This window comes from Deltaproteobacteria bacterium (assembly GCA_016709225.1).
Classification (GTDB): domain Bacteria; phylum Myxococcota_A; class Polyangia; order Nannocystales; family Nannocystaceae; genus Xiheibacterium; species Xiheibacterium phototrophicum.
Genome location: JADJEE010000002.1, coordinates 1,257,060 through 1,275,040, shown reverse-complemented (window position 1 = coordinate 1,275,040; position 17,981 = coordinate 1,257,060). Strand labels below are relative to the sequence as shown.

General features: G+C 70.4%; 15 protein-coding genes. 4 read left to right on the top strand and 11 right to left on the bottom strand.

Annotated elements, in window-relative coordinates:
• Positions 1-106: 106 nt before the first annotated feature.
• A complete protein-coding gene (locus tag IPH07_19545) occupies positions 107-1,840 on the bottom strand; it encodes a cobalamin-dependent protein (protein ID MBK6919598.1) in 1,734 nt (577 codons plus the stop codon).
• Positions 1,837-3,018 (bottom strand): hypothetical protein, encoded by a 1,182-nt coding sequence (locus IPH07_19540; protein ID MBK6919597.1) that lies wholly within the window; start codon positions 3,016-3,018, stop codon positions 1,837-1,839. Before IPH07_19540 ends, IPH07_19545 begins: the two co-directional genes overlap by 4 nt.
• A gap of 346 nt (positions 3,019-3,364) precedes the next feature.
• Between IPH07_19540 and IPH07_19535 the strand changes: the two genes are divergently transcribed.
• On the top strand, positions 3,365-4,603 hold the full coding sequence (locus IPH07_19535) for a YcaO-like family protein (protein ID MBK6919596.1): 1,239 nt from the start codon (positions 3,365-3,367) through the stop codon (positions 4,601-4,603).
• Positions 4,604-4,721: 118 nt separating this feature from the next.
• Here IPH07_19535 and IPH07_19530 read toward each other — a convergent pair whose 3' ends face one another.
• From IPH07_19530 to IPH07_19510, 5 genes are read right to left on the bottom strand one after another with little or no spacing between them, the layout of a single operon-like run.
• Positions 4,722-4,895, bottom strand: coding sequence for a hypothetical protein (locus IPH07_19530; GenBank protein MBK6919595.1), 174 nt, complete (start codon positions 4,893-4,895; stop codon positions 4,722-4,724).
• Positions 4,896-4,954: 59 nt separating this feature from the next.
• The gene (locus IPH07_19525) at positions 4,955-6,358 is read right to left on the bottom strand and encodes a radical SAM protein (protein MBK6919594.1); all 1,404 of its coding nucleotides are present in this window, start codon (positions 6,356-6,358) and stop codon (positions 4,955-4,957) included.
• Positions 6,355-7,842, bottom strand: a complete 1,488-nt coding sequence (locus IPH07_19520; protein MBK6919593.1) for a radical SAM protein — start codon at positions 7,840-7,842, stop codon at positions 6,355-6,357. The genes IPH07_19525 and IPH07_19520 overlap by 4 nt, the downstream gene beginning before the upstream one ends.
• Positions 7,843-7,852: 10 nt before the next feature.
• Positions 7,853-8,674: an SDR family oxidoreductase gene (locus IPH07_19515; GenBank protein MBK6919592.1), complete on the bottom strand. Its 822-nt coding sequence runs from the start codon at positions 8,672-8,674 to the stop codon at positions 7,853-7,855.
• Entirely contained in the window at positions 8,671-9,675 is a 1,005-nt protein-coding gene (locus tag IPH07_19510) for a methyltransferase domain-containing protein (GenBank protein MBK6919591.1), read from the bottom strand. Before IPH07_19510 ends, IPH07_19515 begins: the two co-directional genes overlap by 4 nt.
• Positions 9,676-9,809: 134 nt before the next feature.
• On the opposite strand from IPH07_19510, the gene murE reads away from it, so the two are divergent.
• On the top strand, positions 9,810-11,066 hold the full coding sequence (gene murE, locus IPH07_19505; GenBank protein MBK6919590.1) for a UDP-N-acetylmuramyl-tripeptide synthetase: 1,257 nt from the start codon (positions 9,810-9,812) through the stop codon (positions 11,064-11,066).
• Positions 11,063-11,989, top strand: coding sequence for a C40 family peptidase (locus IPH07_19500; GenBank protein ID MBK6919589.1), 927 nt, complete (start codon positions 11,063-11,065; stop codon positions 11,987-11,989). The genes murE and IPH07_19500 overlap by 4 nt, the downstream gene beginning before the upstream one ends.
• A 35-nt stretch (positions 11,990-12,024) precedes the next feature.
• Here IPH07_19500 and IPH07_19495 read toward each other — a convergent pair whose 3' ends face one another.
• Complete coding sequence (locus IPH07_19495) at positions 12,025-12,528, bottom strand: sigma-70 family RNA polymerase sigma factor (GenBank protein MBK6919588.1); 504 nt, start codon at positions 12,526-12,528, stop codon at positions 12,025-12,027.
• A 40-nt stretch (positions 12,529-12,568) separates the two neighbouring features.
• Complete coding sequence (locus IPH07_19490; protein ID MBK6919587.1) at positions 12,569-12,781, bottom strand: DUF2892 domain-containing protein; 213 nt, start codon at positions 12,779-12,781, stop codon at positions 12,569-12,571.
• A gap of 211 nt (positions 12,782-12,992) precedes the next feature.
• Between IPH07_19490 and IPH07_19485 the strand changes: the two genes are divergently transcribed.
• On the top strand, positions 12,993-13,445 hold the full coding sequence (locus IPH07_19485) for a hypothetical protein (GenBank protein MBK6919586.1): 453 nt from the start codon (positions 12,993-12,995) through the stop codon (positions 13,443-13,445).
• A 70-nt stretch (positions 13,446-13,515) separates the two neighbouring features.
• Here the strand turns inward: IPH07_19485 and IPH07_19480 are convergent, their stop codons facing one another.
• Positions 13,516-15,183 carry a Mur ligase gene (locus tag IPH07_19480; GenBank protein ID MBK6919585.1) on the bottom strand — a complete coding sequence of 556 codons (1,668 nt, stop codon included), beginning with the start codon at positions 15,181-15,183 and terminating at the stop codon, positions 13,516-13,518.
• A 5-nt stretch (positions 15,184-15,188) separates the two neighbouring features.
• Positions 15,189-17,972 carry a cyanophycin synthetase gene (cphA, locus tag IPH07_19475; protein ID MBK6919584.1) on the bottom strand — a complete coding sequence of 928 codons (2,784 nt, stop codon included), beginning with the start codon at positions 17,970-17,972 and terminating at the stop codon, positions 15,189-15,191.
• Positions 17,973-17,981: the final 9 nt, after the last annotated feature.

The window sequence follows — 17,981 nt, the reverse complement described above, 5'->3', positions numbered from 1 at the left end:
GACGGCTGGCCCATGGGGAGCGCGACCAAGCCACCATCGCGCATGCACTCGCGCGATCGTTCGGTGCGCCGAAGATACTGCGTGACCAACGAGGCGAGCTGCTTCTTCATGGCGACAGCACGAGCCGCAGGAGCGGCGGGTCGAGCGGGATGGAGTACTCGTGGACGAGGATCGAGCAGACCAGCGGCCACGCCGACCCGACGTGGGGCCGCAATAGCGCTCGAACGCCGCCGTCACGATGAGCCGAGTTCCACAGCGCACGCGCTACTGCGTAGTCCGACGCCGCGGGAGCCCCACCAGCGGCGGGCGCCAGCCCGAGATCCTCCCACAGCGGGCCGAGACGCTCGTGCAAGCGCGTCACCACGTCGGCGTAGGCGAGCGACTCCGCGGCGATCCCGACCCACGCGGCGAGTCGGCGACGGCGGGGGGCGACGAACGCCGAGTCGTCGCGGCCGCGCCGGTGGGCGTCGCACAGCACCACCGTCTCGAGGTACCGCTGCAGCGCCGCGAGGCGCCCAACGCCGCCGAGCGCCTCCGATAGCGCTGCTGGCACGGTGAAGCGGGGCCGGGTCGCATCGCCGTCGTCGTCGTAAACGCGCAGCGCCGTGATCGCGAACGCGCTCTCGGCCACGCGTCGGTCGGCGCCGGGCAGCATCCCTGCTTCGTCGAGGCGCGTCAGCACGGTGCGCAAGCCGGCCGCGGTGAGCGTGGGGGCGGCGAGGAACAGGCCGAGATGTCGGCGCCGATCGACGGCCCAGTCGTCGGTCCGCGACGGGTGTACGCGGGCGTGGTCGCGCATCGCGGTCATGAAGCGCACGGCGTGGCGGCTGCGGTATGGCATGCCGCCACGGCGGAGCTCGTCGTCATCGAGCGACGGCACGTCATTGAAGCCGCCGAGAAACCACCCCGAAGCGGTCATGTCCTCTAGCTCCGCGTGCGTGAGATGGGGCAGCGCATACGTGGTCCACGACAGACTATCCTCGCCGCGCGAGGCATTGAGATCGCGCATCCGCTCCGTGATCTCCGTCAGCATGGCGTTGCCCCCAACGTTGGCCTCGGAGCACACGAACCACAGCTTTCGGAGCCCTCGGTGCGCGATGCGGGCCACGTCATCGAAGACCGCGTCGAGATCGCGGCGGCGGACCGTGCGACCCTTCACCTGCGGTTCGGCGCAGAAGAAGCAGCGATGTGGACAACCCCGCGCGACCTCGACCGCGACCGTGGGCGCTTGGGCGCTGGCCAACCACTGCGGGCCGTAGAATGCCTCGAGCTCGTCCAGCAGCTCCTCGGTGTACTCGGCGCCGTCGAAGGGCCCGAACGTCTGGCGCGGTCCGAGCCCCTCGTGCCCGAGGTAGTTTGGGGGGGCCGCGGTGAGCTTGCGCTCCGCGAAGGCGTCGAAGCACTCGAACAGTGCGTCGGGCTCGCCGACGATCCCGGCATCCGCCTCGAGCGCGGCCAGGGTGCGCTGGGGCTGGATCCCAAAGCCGAAGCCACCCACGATGATCGGCACTTCGGTGTGGCGGCGCAGCATCCGAATCACATCGCGCGTGTCTTGCACCGGCAGGTATTCGCGGCCGTCGCTGCGGTCGTACTCGCGAGCGTTCATGCTGTCGGTCTGGCGCAGTGTCAGGCCGATCACGCGCGGCCGCAGCTGCCTGACGGCGGCGGCGAGCACTCGCTCCCACGCCGGACGAGGGACGCGGAGCAGGTCGAGGCGCCGCGATGAGACGCCCGCGCGTCGCGCGAGGGCACTCACTTGCACGAAGGCGTAGGGGAAGATCGGGCGCGAAGGGTAGTTCGACGCGTTGAGCAGCAGGAAGTCCGCGGGCAGCAAGTTCATGCGTGTCTCCCGTGGCTCGCCGCGGCCAGGACTCCCGTGCGCACCAGCGCGTCGATCAGCTCGCGCAACCCTGGGTAGGTCTCAGGCGCGAACGGATCGCCCGAGAGGATCGAGCGCAGCGCGCCATCGGTCGACGGTTGGTCCGAGCGCACCGTGAGCACTCGACCACCCGCCACGACCTCGACGCCGGCGTCGACGGTCGCGACGCGGCAGCTCCGGGGAGCGACGCAGACCAGCGCCGTCCGGTGGCGCGGCAGCTCGACGGGGGGCGGCCATGCGAGCAGCCCCTGCGCGGAGCGCCACGCCAGCAACTCACGCGGCTGCACGGTGGAGAACTCCGGCGCGGGTAGGTCGCGGGCTCGACCGTCGCGGAGAAAGACCTGCTCGAACCCGGGCCGCGGCGGTTCGCGGCTGAGTAGCACCACGTGGAAGGAAGCGTTGACCTGGTCCTGCGGGCACGCGACGTGCCACATGCCCTTGGGGATGTACAACAGGTCCGTAGGTCCGACCTCGATCCGCTGTGCGAGGTGTGCGACGTCGTCCGGTGACAGGCCGGGGATGCGTGCTTTGCTGGCGTGCGCTCCGTCGCCGAGCGCGACCACGGCGGGGTGGTCTTGAAGCACCTCGCGCGGCCACACCTGGAAGCTCTTGCGACCCAGGACGGGCATGACGAGGACGTTCATGTTGTCGCAGTGGATGCCGACCTGCGTACGGCGATAGGTGCCGAAGAACGCGGCGCTCGTCGTGCCGCCGGACGGAAACGGCAGCGACTCGAGTGCGAGGTCGAGCAGGCCACATACATCGCGGTGAATCCTGGGATCGAGCGCGTGGACGTGGTTCACGATGAAGCCGAGTTCGTCCTCGCCGGTGGTTGCAGCGAGCCGTCGCAGGTAGCCCACGAGGTCGCCGTCCTCGCGCACCGGTGCGTAGTCGGCCCACTCGGGATCGGGGAGGTGGAGCGCGTCCGGGCTGTGGCCGCGATAGAGCTTCAGCGGCGGCAGGCTGGAGTAGGGCCCGCCGGCGGCGCGGCGGAGCACGCCCTCGAACAGCGCATCGAGCGAGCCGAGTCCCTCGGGGACGGCGCCGGGAAAAAGCGCAGCGTCGCGTTCCCATGCGCCGGCCGCGAGTTTCTGCCACAGCGCCGGACCGACGATCGAGACCTGGTCTGAGTCGGGCATCGTTGGCCCGACAGAGGCGCGAGACCAACTTCGGATCACCGTGATCCGACGGTGACCCCGAGATCTCCAACACGGCACGATGCTGGCGCTCGAGCACCCCGATGGTTGGCTATGGCTGCGTAGCGCGGAGGCTTCGGTGTGCCGAGAGTGCCTGCGCCGGTGGTGGCCCACCGCGGCCCAGCCGCGCGTCGTCGACCCGGCGGGCATCGACGCCATTCGGGACGCCGTGGCGGCGCTCGAGCACCACGGCGTCCAGGGCGATCGGTGGTGGCTCCTGCGGCCGACGAGGGGCCGCGTTGCCGTTCGCGCGGTCACCTCGCACCCATGCTGCACGCAATGTCCTGGCGTGCTCGAGCGCGTCGGCCCCAAGGGCCAGCTTCGCGTTGCCCTGGAGGCCCTGAGCTCGTTGGTGCACCCGCTGCGCGGGCCGCTGCATGGTGTGGAGGTCGTCGGACGCGCCGATGGCATCGACATCACGGCGGTGGCCTGGATCACACGTGACGACGGCAGCCTGCACCGCGCGGTGGGACGCGGCAAGGGGGCTGGGCCGGCGCAGCTGGTCGGCGCGCTGGGCGAGTGCCTCGAGCGCGTGACGTTCTTCAGCGATGCGCCCGATACCGATCCGTTGCCTGCGTCGATGCTCGTCGGCGAGGTGATCGATCCTCGCGAGATGGGCCTGTTTCGGCGCGAGCAGTACCGCACGCGCGCCGTGAGCTGGCAGCCCTACGCGGCGAAACAGCCGATCCCATGGCGGCGCGCGGACGACCTCGCGAGCGGCTCTGCCGTGTGGATCATGCACGAGGCCGGACGCGGCGGCGCGCCACTGTGCCGCGGGACCACGAGCGGGTGGGCCGTGCATGTCGATCGATCGAGCGCGCAGCTCGGAGGGTTGCTCGAGCTCGTCGAGCGCGATGCGATGCTTGCGGCGTGGTACGGCCTCACGATGCCCCGAAGGCGCCCGGTGCCTCGCTCCGCGCTCGCGGAGAGTCTCGAAGCGCGCGGGCTCGCGCTCCACATCGCACGGCTCTCCCACGAGACCTCCGTGCCCGTCGCCATTGCCGTCGCCGAAGGGGTACGCGAGGGCGTGCTCGCCGTCGGCGGCTGCGCGTCATCGTGCGCGGCGGCGTCGACCCTCGACGATGCGATCCACACCGCCCTGCGGGGCCTCGTCCAGAAGATCGAACTACTCGCGCCGCTGCCGGCCGACACGCGGACACGGGCGGCCGCCCAGCTGGCGATGCCTGGCGACCACCTGCGCTACTACCTCGACCCGCGGCACGGTCACACGCTGCGCACCTTCGTCGATGGACCGTGCGATGACATCGAGCCCGAGCCGCTCGATGGACTCGACGACCTCGTCGCCCGACTGGTTGGGGCGGGGTATCGCGTCCTCGCGGTGGACGCGACACCGGCAGTCGCGCGAGCGGTCGGGCTGCACGTGGTCCGAGCTGTCGTCCCGGGCCTCCTGCCGCTCGCGTTCGGACCGTTGGCGCAGGCCCGCCTGGGTGGCTTGAACGCGCGGGCGCGTCGCCTCGGATGGGCTCGAGCGCCTCGACTCGTGCGGACGGATCCCATCCCCGACTGACGTTCCGCGGGTCTGCGAGGCGTTGGATCGCGGCCGGCCGGACGTCATCGTCGCGAGGGTGCGCGAGCGGGCGCCGCCCCTCTTGGAACGGCGCCCGCTCGCTAGTCGACGCTGTGCGCTACCAGTCGCAGTCGCCCGGAATCGGACCCCCTGCGCCGGGGATGCCCGGACCCGGCAGCGGTCGCGGATCGATCGAGATGCCGCCCAGCACGTTCGCCAGGGTCTCTTCGTCGAGCTCGTCCGCGAACTTGCTTTCGTCGACGAGCGGTTGCTTGTTCTTCTTGTCGTTCATGTCTGCTCTCTTGCTTGTCTCTGCTGAAACGACGACCCGAGAATCGGGTCGCCGAGTCGCTAGAGCGGCGCACCGGTGGATCGGATCACGGGAAGTCGACGAATCATCTCCGGCAGATCGATCACCGGGCAGCCGTGGCACAGCGGTGGAGTCACCCCGAGCTCGAGTGCGAGACGATGGCGGCGGCGCGCCGGCGAGGCCCAGATCTTCGCGATGTCGGGGTAGTCGTCCACGTGCCCGGCGTCGATTGGCCCGGCGTGGAAGATCCCCTCGTTGCAGTAGCTCCACGTGCCATCCGCGCGCAGCAACAGCGTCGTCGTCGCCTCGCGGCAGCGCGGGCCGGGGGGCGCCTCAGCATGCGCATCGCCCCGAAGCAGCAGAACCTCCCGCGGTAGCTCGGCCGCATCGCCGTGAAAAGACTCGCGGACGCTGCGTTCGATCGCCCGAAAGCGTGTGTCCAAGCGCCGCGCCGCCGCGTGCCCGTCGGTGTCGCCCGCAAGGTGCCGCACATACTGTGGGTAGAATCGTGGTGGCGACAGCCCGCGGCTGCGGCAGAGGTCGATCAACGAGCGCCAGTCGTCACCGTCCTCGTCGAGCAACACGCAGAGCACGTGGATCTGCAGCGGCGAACCGCGTCGCTCGACCACGGCGAGGAGCGTGTCGAGATTGGCCAGTAGCTGCGGCAGCTCGAGCCCGACGCGCTGAGCCGCAAACTTACCGGGATCGGTGGTCTCGATCGACAGTGCCAGGTGGTCGAGGCCGCTGTCGACGATCCGCTCCGCGAACCGAGCGATCATGGTGCCATTGGACACCAGGCTGGTCGTCACGCCGGTGCGCACGACGAGCTCGATCATCGCCCAGAGCTCGGGGTGGAGCATGCTCTCGCCCAACCCGGTGAAGCTCACCTTTTCGAGCTGACTGGGATCGACGCCGGCCCACAAGCGGGCGAAGCTCGACAGTGGGAGGTGGCTCCGTTTCGTCAGCGAAGGGTTCGTACAGAAGCCGCAGCGCAGGTTGCAATAGGTGGTCGGCTCGACCTTGAGGATCTTCGGCTGGACGCCGGCGTCGTAGTCACAGCTCGGCGCAACGCGGCGTACCGGGCCGGGGGCACCGTGCAACCGGCGTAGCCGCGTGCTGATGTCGCTGCGCGTGGTCGTGCTCAGGCCGCGCAACACCAGGCCCTCGCCCACCGCCACGTCGCCGGCGTGTGCGGCAGGGCGCACGATCAGTGGTTCGGACCTCAATCGCTGCGCGAGCAATTGGGCGAGCGACGCATCGGGGGCCTGCACGCGCCCGTCCCGGGCTTCGACCGTGAGTCGCTCGCGTCTGAGAATCCAATCGTCGCCGAACGCATCCAGCTCGATGGTGACCGTGGCGGACGCAGCCCGGGCCGCCGCTGCGCGGACCACGTCCGCGACGTCCGCGTAGTCGGGCCACGGCAGGGGTTCGGCCGGCTCCCTCACGTGCGACCTCCGAGGGGGAGCGGGTGCCCTGCGTCGTCGGCAGCGAGCACCCGCAGCAGCAGATCGGTAGCGTTGCCGTCCAGCCGCAAGAGCGCCGTCGAGGCGACCCGTGCGACGATCCGCCCGCGGAGCTTGGGCATCACGGTATCGCCGATCAGCGGAATCCACAGCTCCCCGTCGGACACATCGCGGAGCTCTGCTGGATCTCTGGCCTGAACCCGCACTTCGCCGGCGCTTGCATCGACGGCGAGCACCGCGACCGGCTGCGTTCGTTCGCCCGCGACCAGCCAGGCGGGCCTGGGAAACCCAGCGCGGCGCGCAGGCGGGCCCGACTCCTCGCCCGCGATGCCGCGGCGCCGTAGCTCGGCCACGCGTGCATGGATCTCGTGGGGCTCGTACCCGGCCCTGACCGCGCGTGCTTCCAGCGCGGGTGCATCGTCGCCCGCCGCGAGGCCGCAGCAGACGACGAGGCTGGCGCAATCGAGTTCCACCGTCGTCTCGGAAACGAGATCGATGACGTGATCGGGGTGACCGGGAACGAATACATAGCGTGGCATCAGTCCGAGGCGGCCGCGCCGTAGGCCCTGCAGCTGCGACAGCTGGCGGTGCAACGGGCGGATGCGGTGCAGGTGGACCGGCGCCTTGCAACTCCCGCACGGGCGCGCCGGGAGGGCCTCGCCGAGCGCCGCGGCGCGACGGATCGCGACGAACGGCTCCGACCGCCACACGCTGGCCACGCTCGTCTCGAAGACATTGCCCAGCACGCGTTGGCGAGTCCAGTCCTGGCAACAGAGGATCGCGTCGCCGTCGTGGTGGATGGCGAGGCTGAAGAGCGGAAGATGGCACGTGGGTTCGACAGGCACGTCCAAGAACCCACTGCGGAGCACGGTCCCCGTGCGATCGTGAAACGGAAACACGCGGTAGCGGGTGCCGCGTGCGCGGACCGTGTCGAGGAATGGCTCGAGCTCGGCGAGGTTCGTTGCGGAGTAGCCAAACGACAGCAACAGGGTCTTCGGCCCTCCGGGTAGTGCCAGCGCAGCGTCCACGTTCTCGCTCACGCGATCGAAGCGCGCACGGGGGACCAGCTGAGCGAACGTACGGGCAGTCGCGGCGTTGAGGCTCACGACGATCGTGTCGATGCCGGCATCGATCAGCGCTGCCGCACGCTCTCGCTCGAGCGCCAAGCCATTGGTCGTGATCCCGACGAAGGTGCGGCCCCCCGACGACTGCTTGATCCACCGCACGCGTTCCTCGAGCTCTGGATCGAGCATCGGCTCGTTCTGGAGGTCGAGCACGATCTCGCGGAACTCGGGGTGGGCATGGCACTCCTCCATCAGGCGTACGAACCGCGCCCACGGCATGCGCTGCTTGTCGTCGTTGCGGCGCAGCTCGGGGTGCGGGCACATCGAGCACGCCATGTTGCACTTCGCGTGGGTCTGCAGCTGGATGTGTCGGGGGAATGAGAGCAGCTCGAGGTCGGGCATCGTTGCGTCCTCACGGTTGCGAAGTCGGAGCTGGTCCGCCGGGGCCCAGGCCGTAGGTCACCGGGGTGCCGACCAGGTTGAGGGTGCTGCCAGTCACGAGGCCGCCCGGATCCGAGCACAAGAAGCGCACGACCTCGGCGACACCCGCCGATGTCTCGCCGGCGGACGACGTGGTGGCGTCCTGCAGTACATCGAGCGGCAGGTTCCGTACTCCGCTGACCGCGACGTCGTTGAAGGTGACGCCGTACCTACGCTCGCTCCGCCACATCGTGCGCGTGATGCCGGCGCGAGCATGCTTGCCCATGAGGAACGGCCAGCTGTCGTGCACGAACGGATGGCCACGCCGCAGGAGGAGGTGGTTGTTCCAGTACTCGGGCTGGACCAGGAAGCTCACGATGCGCCCCCAGGCACGGCGCCGCATGCCGGGCAGGCACGCTCGTACGAGCGCGAGCGGCCCGACCACCTCGATCGCCAGCGCGCGTGCCCAGTCTTCGTCGCGTGTGTCGATGAGGTCGCGGTGGGGAAATGCGCTCGAGCCCTCGGCGTTGATCAACGCGCCGATCGGGCCCAGCTCGGCTTCAATCGTCTCGACGAGCTGCGCGGCGGCGCCGGGCACCGCGGGGTCGACCCGATCCACACGCAGCTGCACACCCCGTCGTGCCAACGCGTCGCGGAGCCGCTGTTCGAAGGCGTCGACGTCGGCAGAGGCCCGCTTCGTTGCGGGGCGGTGGACCACTGCGATTGCAAAGCCTGCCTCCGAAAGCGCGAGCGCACACGCGAGCGCGAGCCCTTCGTAGAGGCCATTGGTCACCAGCGCAACGCGAGTGCTCACTGTGCGCGTCCCTCGTCGGGCCGACGTGCCAAGAGCAGCTGCGGGGCGTCGTTGGCGTCGTCGATCGCGTGGACGTCGACAAAGCCGGCCTCGATGAGCCACGTCGACACCTCCGACGCGCGGTAGCTGCGTCCGTGCGAGTACACGAGCAGCGTGAGCGACACGAGGGTGCTCTCGAGCGGTCGGGTGCCGGACTCGTCGGTGTGGAGCCCGCGAATCACGATCCGGCCACCCGGCGCGAGCGCGTCGAAGACTGCCCGGAGCAATGCGAGGTTGTCTTCGCGGGTGTTGCTGTGCAAGACGTTCGAGATCAGCGCGGCGTCGAAGGGACCAGGGAGCGGCGGCCGGCGATAGTCGCCGGAGACCACCTCGACGCGCGTTGCCTCTGGCTGCCCGCGCAGCCGGCGAAGGGTGTACGGGCAGATGTTCTCGCGTTCGAGCACGGTCGCTCGCAGTCGAGGGTAGCGGCGGCAGAATGCTCTCGCGTAGGTCCCTGGCCCGCCGCCGAGGTCGAGCAGTCGTTCGCAGTCGCCGAGGTCCACGGCCGCGGCGATTGCGTCTGCGCGCCCTTCCAGCTGCGCGAGGTCGTCCATCGCGCCCATCCACACGTCCACCCATTCGCCGCGCTCGTCGAGCACCACGTCGGGAGAGATCGGCCGGCCCTGCGCGACCACGGCTGGCAGGTGGGCCATGCCGCGATAGACCTGCTCCATCCATGTCACCAAGGAGGTGACCGAGTTCGGTCCGTCCGCGAGCAGGCACCGCCGCGCGACCTCGGTGAGACCGTAGCCCGCCGCGTCTTTGGAGAGGATCTCCAGTCCGACCAGCAGATCGGCGAGCCGCTCGACCCCGGCCGAGGAGAGTCGAAGGTTCGCGGCAAGCCGCGCCGCATCGCACGGACCAGAGCGCAGTCCCTCGAACAACCCGAGCGAGGTCGCCACCTGCAACGCGCGCGCGGCCTTGAAGCCTTCTGCGATCTCGACGAGTCGTGATGCGTCCATTGCGCCCTCGCCCCATCCGGGGCACCGGGGTAGAGCACCGACGGGGCGCTTCGGATCACGGAACTCCGACGATCTCGTCCGCGATCCGATCGGCTCGCTCGGACTCTACCTACGCGATGACCCGCGTCCGTCCCGTGTCCCCCGCTTTCGCCTGGGCCGATCCGATTCGAACGATCGGCATCACCGGCACGAACGGCAAGACGTCCACCACCCACCTACTGGAGGCCATCTTGCGCGCTGCGGGACATTCGGTCCTGCGCGTGAGCACGCTCGGCTACGCGTGGCCGGGGCATGACTACGAGCACCTCGACCCTTCCGACCCCGCCGCCACCACCGCCACCGACGTCGGCATTCCGATCACCGACGACGGCTTCTTCGGGGCGGCGGAGCGCGCGATCGCGGCTGGCGCGAGGTGGGCCGTGCTCGAGGCCACGAGCTACGGCTTGGGCACGGGGTTCGCCCGCCGCTGGCGCTTCGACGAAGGGATCTTCACGAACCTCGACATCGATCACCTCGCTTCGCACGGTTCGTTCGAGCGCTACCTCGCGGCCAAGGCTCAGCTGTTCCTCAACCTCGGGCCGGGGCGCACCGCGGTGCTCAACGCCGACGATCCCCACGCCGCGATGATTGCCCGAGTCACGCCGCCAGACGTGCGGCTGCGGTGGTTCTCGGCGGAAGGCGAACCCTCCGCGGATCTGGCCGCGTCGCGAATGGACGTGGGCCTCGACGGAACTCGGGTGGAGTTGCTCGAGTCGTCACTGGCGGAGGCGCTCGGCGGATGCCTCCACACCCGCATGATCGGGGAGGTGTTCGGCGCCAACGCGCTCGCGGCCGCGGTCATGGCGGACGCGGTGGGAATCGATGCGGCCGCGATCCGAGCCGGCCTGGCCGCCTGTCCGGTGGTGCCCGGCCGCTTCGAGATCGTCGCCCACGAGCCCCTCGTGGTGGTCGACTACGCCCACTCTCCGGAGGCGATCGACCTCACGATCGCGCAGGCGCGGCGGCTCGCGCGGGGCAGGGTCGTCGTCGTCGGTGGGGCGGGCGGCAGCTGCTCGTCCGACAAGCGCGGCCCCATGGGCACCGCGATGGCGCACGCCCATCGGGTGATCGTGACCTCGGACAATCCTCGCTGGGAAGATCCGGCCGACGTCGCTCGCCCCGTGGCCGAGGCGGTCCGCCGCGAGGGCACCGAACTCGTCGTGGAACTCGATCGCGCGACGGCGATCGCGATCGCGATCCGCACTGCCACCCCGGACGACATCATCGTGATTGTCGGCAAGGGCCACGAGACCTGGCAGGTGGTACGCGGTGTCACGCTGCCGTTCTCCGATCAGCACGAGGCTCGTCGCATCGCGGCGGAGCGCCGCGCGGTGCCGGAGTCGCGGGCGTGACCCGCTCCGACGTCGCATCGCCTCGCGAAGTCGACGCGATCGTTACGGCGACGGTTCGTCTCATCGAGGGATGCCGCCGGCGGCTGGAGCAGCTGCATGGCGCAACGTTGCTCGAACTCAGGATTGCGGCACAACCACGCCGGCGACGCTTGCGGCTCGGTGGGCGAGTGTTGGTGCGGCGTGCGCTGTCCGTGGTCGTCGACGACATCGTGGCGATGCTGCCGGCCCCTTGGTGTTGCGATGCGACCGCCGTGCGTGTGGCTGCGCCACGTCGCTGGCAAGCGCTCGGCCCGGGCGTCACCCGCGTATATGCGGCACACCCGGGCCTCACGGGACGTTGGGCGCTGGCGACCGAACTCGTGCCCAACGATGGTGCCGTCGGGATCCTCCTCGAACGCCAAGGGTGGACCTGCATCCGAGCGCTGGACGCAACAGTGGGCTGGATCGACGCCAGACTGGGTCCACGCTGCCCGGCGCCGAGCCTCCCGCGTCCGACGACGACCGATGCGCGGGTGATGCCGGCGGTCGCCCGCACCTGGTGCTCGGTGCCATATCGGCTCGGCGGGCGCACCCGCGCTGGCATCGACTGCTCGGCTCTCGTGCAACGTGTGGCCCTCGACGCCCTCGGTGTGGTGTTGCCCCGCCACTCCCGCGATCAACTCGGGTTGGGATGTCGGCCGCAGGTCGGCCCCGAAGCACCAGGCACGCTCGTATTCGTGTGGGGCGCGAACGAGCCGTGCGGGCATGTTGGCATTCGCACCGAAGCGGGTACGGTCGTGCACGCATCGACCAGCCGAGGGCAGGTGGTGGAAGACTCGCTGACGCGGTTCCTGCGCGACGCGAGCGACGTCGCGCACGTGCCGTTCTCCGCGATGCTGCCGGCCTCGGCGGCTACGGATGCAATCGCACAACGCGATGGCTGATCAAAGCAGCGATGCGCCGCCACCATCTCGCAGGCTCACGCCGCGCTGCCCGCGAGCAGGTACTCGCGGGTCAGCTCGCGCGCGCGGTGCAGGCGGCTCTTGGTGGCCGCGACCGAGAGCCCGAGCTGCGCGGCGATCTCGTGCAGCGTCAGCTCTTCGAAATCACGGAGCACCACGATCTCGCGGTAGTGCTCCGGCAGCGACTCGAGTGCGTGGGCGATGTCGAGGCGCAGCGCCGCGGGCGTCCTCGCGTGCACGAGCGCCTCGACCCGCGCTTCGTCCCACGGGTCCCAGCGCAGGGTCGTGCGCGCCAGCCGACGACACTCGCGGCGGACTACGCGGAACAGCCACGTCGACAGCGCGCGGGTGTGCCGCAGCGATGCGACGAAGCGCGACAGCACCAGCAGTGATTCCTGGATCGCGTCGTCGACGTCGCTGATCGAGCAGCTGCGCTGCGCGTAGCGACGGATGTCGCGGTGACACAGCACGAGCAGGCGATCGATCGCCGCGGGCTCGCCGCGGCGCGCAGCGTCGATCAGGGCGACATCGATGGTGGCCGACACGTTGCGTGAGCTCCCGTCACCCGATGCGACGACCGACCATCGCGCACATCGGGCAGTACCCGACCAGGCCGGTCACCAACAACGATACCGCCGAGATCGCCACCAGCCAGCTCCACGGCGACGACAGCCACATCAGGCCCACGCCGGTGGCGGCCGCGGCCGCGAGCACGCGGACGAAGCGTTCGATCGGGGGCACGTTCTTCACATACAGCGAGCGAGCGATGGTCATGGACACCTCTGCAGCCCCAGAGGCGCGACGACCCACGTTGGATTCGCGGTCTCGCCCGTGAGATGTCTCCGGCGGGCCGACCGACGTGGCGGCGTCGCGCGCCGCGAGCCCGCGGATTGCAGCGCGATCGCGGACGACGACGTGCGTCATGGCGCAGCCGCACGATGACACGCACGCCTCGGCCACGACCGCAACGCCGCGACCCGAAGCGATGTGTCGAGCCCTCTGCGACCGCGTGCTGCGCGGACACATCGGTGCACTGCTGCTTGCGTGGCTCGGCCTGACGGCGTTCGTCGTCTTCGTCATCGGTCCGGAGCAGGCGGTGCTCATCAGCGTGCTCTCGGGCGTGCCGCTGTTCGTGGCGGGCTGGCTGACGCACGGCCGACAACGGCGCGAGCTGCTGCGGCTTTTCCGCGAGGGCGAGCTCGTGTGGGCGACGGTCGGGCCGCCAGCAGCCTCCGAGTACCAGCGGCGGACCGTGGCGGCGTCGTACGTCTCGCTGGCCTTCATGCTCGACGGGGTGCCGCGGCGTGCCGATGCCGGGGTGTTGCGCCAGCAGGTTCCCGCCCAAGGGACGTACGTCGTGCTGTTGGTCTCGCGTGCGACCAAGACCGCGGTCGCGTACCCGGAGCGTGCGACACCGATCCGCGTCCGCGTCCGGTGACGGGCTCCGCGCTGCCTGCCCTCGAGTTGCCCTGGTACTGCGACGAACAGCCGGACGGAAGCGACGTTCCTCAGACCACTGCCGTACGCTCGGTGTGGGCGAACACCGCCACCATGTCGCCGGCTCGCGCCCACGCACGGGCACACGCGATCGCAGCGCGCTCGTCGGCGGCGTGCTCGATCGCATCGGCGGCGATTCCCGCCTCGAGCAGGCCCTGCTGCAGGATCGCCGGCACCTCGCCCGGCGTGCGACCCCGCAGGTAGTCGGGCTTGTCGTGCAGCACCACGTGATTCGGCTGCATCGCCGCGATCTCGTGGCCGAGCGCGCGCAGGGCCTCGTCGCTGCGATCGCCGGCCATGCCGAAGCTGACCGCCAGGCGACCGCCGCGATCGCGTCGCAGCGCCGCGACCACGTCGCGCTGCTGGCGGAGGCCATCCTTGTTGTGGGCGAAGTCCAGCAGGTAGAGCACGCCGTCTTTCTCGTGGCGCTCGAGTCGGCCGGGGTTGTCGTGGCCGTCGCGATCGAACCGCTCGAGCCCGCCGACGATCGCATCGCGCGGCACCCCGAGCGCATGCGCGGTCGCGGCCGCGCCGGCGGCGTTGGCGAGGTTGTAGCCGGCGGCCCCGTGCAGGCCGATCGCGATCGCGTCGGCGGCGAGCCAGCGCTCGCGTGTCTCGCCGACCGCGTGCACCAGCGCGCCGTCGTGGAAGTACCACGCCTCGCCGCCGGACCGCAGGTGCGTGAGCACGGTCGGCGCGTCGGCGTGCAGCGAGAACCACACCACCTTCGCCACGAAACGCTCGGCGACGCGCACCAGCGGTGCACTGTCGGCGCCGACGATCGCGTGGCCGTGCGGCGGCACGATCGCGCCGATCACCGCCTTGGCCTCGGCGAGCTCGTCGACGGTGCTGATGCCCCACTCACCCAGGTGATCGTCGCTGACGTTGGTGAGCAGCGCCGCGTCGCACCACGGCAGCACGAAGCCGCGTCGCAGCAATCCACCGCGCGCGCTCTCCAGCACCGCGACCTCGAGGGTCGGGTGTCGCAGCAGCCGCCGCGCCGCGCCGGGCCCGGTGCAATCGCCCTCTTCGATCATCACGCCGTCGACCACGATGCCGTCGGTCGAGGTGTTGCCGACGCTGCGCCCGGCCTCGCGGAACATGCGGGCCAGCAATCGTGCGCTCGTGGTCTTGCCGTTGGTGCCGGTGATCGCCACCACCGGGATGCGACCGAGCTGCGACCACGGCACCGCGTCGACCTGCGGCACCGCATCGAGCGGCCATGTGCGACCGCGGACGCCGAGACCGATCGTGACGCCGTCGTCGTCGAAGAACCCCGGCAGCCCGCGGGTTGCTGCGGCGTCCAGCAGCGCGAGCACATCGGGGCGTCGCTCGGCGGTGATCGCCGCGGCCAGCTGCGCCGCCGCGATCGCCTCGGGTGCCGCGGGCAGGCCGGCCGCGGTCGCGAGCGCCCAGTCGTTGACGTCACACGCGGCGTACAGCACGTCGTCGTCGGCGGTGAAGCCGAGCGCACCGCCGGTGCCGTCGGCATACGGCCGCGCGAAGCAACGCGCGCGGGCCCAGCCCAGCCGCGCGAGCATCGGACGCAGCACCGCGAGCCAGCGTGCGTGCAGCTCGTCGAACGACTCGCCGGGCGCGAGCGCGAGCTCGGCGGCCGCCCCCGGCACGCGAGCGTACAGCGACGGCCCCGTGAGCCGCCTGGATTCGGGTGGCTGCATCGCCGCTAGTCTTCGACCTCGCGCACCAGTCGCACGCCGCGCTCGTCCTCGACCAGCGTGCCGCGCAGGTCGGTGATCCGCGGCGTCGGCATCGTCGCGCTGGGCTCGATGCGCGGGCCGCCCTCGGGCGCGGGCTCGTCGGACACGGTCGCGTCCTTGAACTTGGTGATCTGCTTCCAGCTGCGCGAGATGCGATCGCCGAACACGACCAGCAGATCGCCAATCTTGCAAGACGCCAGCGCGGCATCGATCGAGGCCTGCTCGTCGGGGATGACCTCGATGCGCGCGGCATCGACCTCGCAGGCCAGCAGGCCCTTGCGCAGCAGGCCCGTGATCTGGTCGCGGTCGCGGCCGCGGGTGTCGTCGTCGGTGCGCAGGATGAAACGATCGAACGCGCCGGCGGCGGCCTTCGCGATCTCGAGCAGGTCTTCGTCGCGGCGATCGCCGGGCGCCGCCAGCACGCACACGCGCTCGCCGGCGACCTCGAGCCGGCCCGCGAGGTCGGCGATCGCCCGCACGGCCGCGGGGTTGTGGCCGTAGTCGAGGATGACCTTGAACGGCAGCTTGTCGTAGACGTTGAGGCGGCCCGGCGCCTGGAAGAACGTGGTGTCGAAGGTCCGCAGGCCCTGGCGGATGTTCTCGACCTTGCAGCCCATCACGAACGCCATCAACGCCGCGAACATCGAGTTCTGCACGTTGAAGAGCGCCTTGCCCTCGAGCGTGGCGGGGATGAGGTGCGCCCACAGCAGCGGGATGTGGCTGCCGCGATCGTAGAGCGTGATCATGGCGCCGTTGATGCCCTCCTCGAGCACCGCCGCCGCTCCGCCGGCGCGGATGTGCTGCCGCACCAGATCGTGCTTGGGGTTCATCGTGACGTACGCGATGCGCTTGGCGTCGGTCTGCCCGCCCATCAGCAGCACGCGCTCGTCGTCGGCATTGAGCACCGCGACGTCGCGGGCGACGTCGACGACGATCCGCTTGACCTCGGCGAGCTGGTCGAGCGAGTCGATGCCGCCCATGCCGAGGTGGTCGCTGGCGACGTTGAGCACGCAGCCGACGTTGCACGAGCGGTAGCCCATGCCGGCGCGCAGCAGGCCGCCGCGTGCGGTCTCGAGCACCGCGAAGTCGACCCGTGGGTCGCGCAGCACCATCTGTGCGGCCATCGGGCCGGTCATGTCGCCGACCACGGTGCGCTCGCCGTCGATGTACACACCGTCGGTCGTGCACAGGCCGACGGTGAAGCCCGACATCTTCTGGATGTGCGCGAGCATGCGCGACACCGTGGTCTTGCCGTTGGTGCCGGTGATCGCCGCGATCGGGATGCGGCTGGGCGTGCCCGGCGGGAACAGCATGTCGATGACCGGGCCGGCGACGTCGCGCGGGGTGCCCTCGGTGGGCGACACGTGCATGCGGAAGCCGGGCGCCGCGTTGACCTCGCAGATCGCTCCGCCGCTGACGCGATGTGACTCCGAGATGTCGGGGATGATGAAGTCGATGCCGGCGACGTCGAGGCCGATACCGCGGGCCGCCCGCACCGCGACCTCGCGGTTGTCGGGGTGGACCGCGTCGGTGAGATCGATGGCGGTGCCGCCGGTCGAGAGGTTGCCGGTCGAGCGCAGGTAGAAGGTCTGGCCGGCCGGCAGCACGCTCTCCGGCGTCAGGCCGGCCTGCTCGAGCAGACGCATGGCCTGGTGATCGAGCTCGATGCGGGTGAGCACCTTCTCGTGGCCGATACCGCGACGGGGGTCGGCGTTCACCTGCTCGACCAGCTGCTCGATGGTGTGCTCGCCGTCGCCGATCACGTGGCCGGGCACGCGCTTGGCGACTGCGATGAGCTCGCCGTTGACGACCAACATGCGGTGATCGAAGCCGGTGATGTAGGTCTCGACGATGACGTGGCGCGAGTGTTCCTGGGCCTTCTCGAACGCCAGCCGCACCGCGTCCTCGTCGCCGAGGTCGATCGATACGCCGCGGCCGTGGTTGGCATCCAGCGGCTTCACGACCACCGGGAAGCCGAGCCGCCGCGCGGCGTCGGCGGCCCGCTCGGCGCTGCGCACCACGTGCTGCTTGGGCACCGGCAGGCCGAGGTCGGCGAGGATCTTGTTGGTGAGTTCCTTGTCGGAGGCGATGTCGACTGCGATGTGCCGGGTCTCGGACGTGACCGTGGCCTGGATGCGCTTCTGGTAGCGGCCGTGGCCGAGCTGGACCAGCGAGTGGTCGTTGAGCCGGATCCACGGGATGTCGCGCTCCTCGGCGGCGCGGATGATCGACGCGGTCGAGGGCCCGAACTGTCGCCGCTGCGCGAACGCGATCAGATCGTCGAGTTCGGTGGGGTAGTCGAGCGGCTCGTCCTTGCCGCTCGGTCGCAGCTCGGGCGGCAGCAGCGAGTGGATGAGTCGCATGGCCAGCTGGCCCGCGGCCTCGCCCACGCGCTCCTCCTCGAACTCGTAGACCACGTGGTATTGGCCCGGCTCGTCGACGCTGCGGGTCTTGCCGAACGAGACCTTGGCGCCGGTGAGCACCTGGATCTCGATCGCGAGGTGCTCGAGCACGTGGCCGAGCCAGGTGCCCTCGTCCTCGCGCATGCGTCGGATGAAGCCGCCGTGGCTGCCGTACGAGCAGGTGTGTTGCTCGAGGGTCGGCATCACCGCCAGCAGCGCGTCGACGAAGCCCGGCAGCTTCGCAGTCGGCCACGCCTCGAGTGCGCCGAGGTCGACCCGCAAGCGGATGACGGGGAAGTGCGCGTAGAGGTTCGGCCCCCGGTAGATGCGACGCTCGAGGATCTTCATCGAAGATCC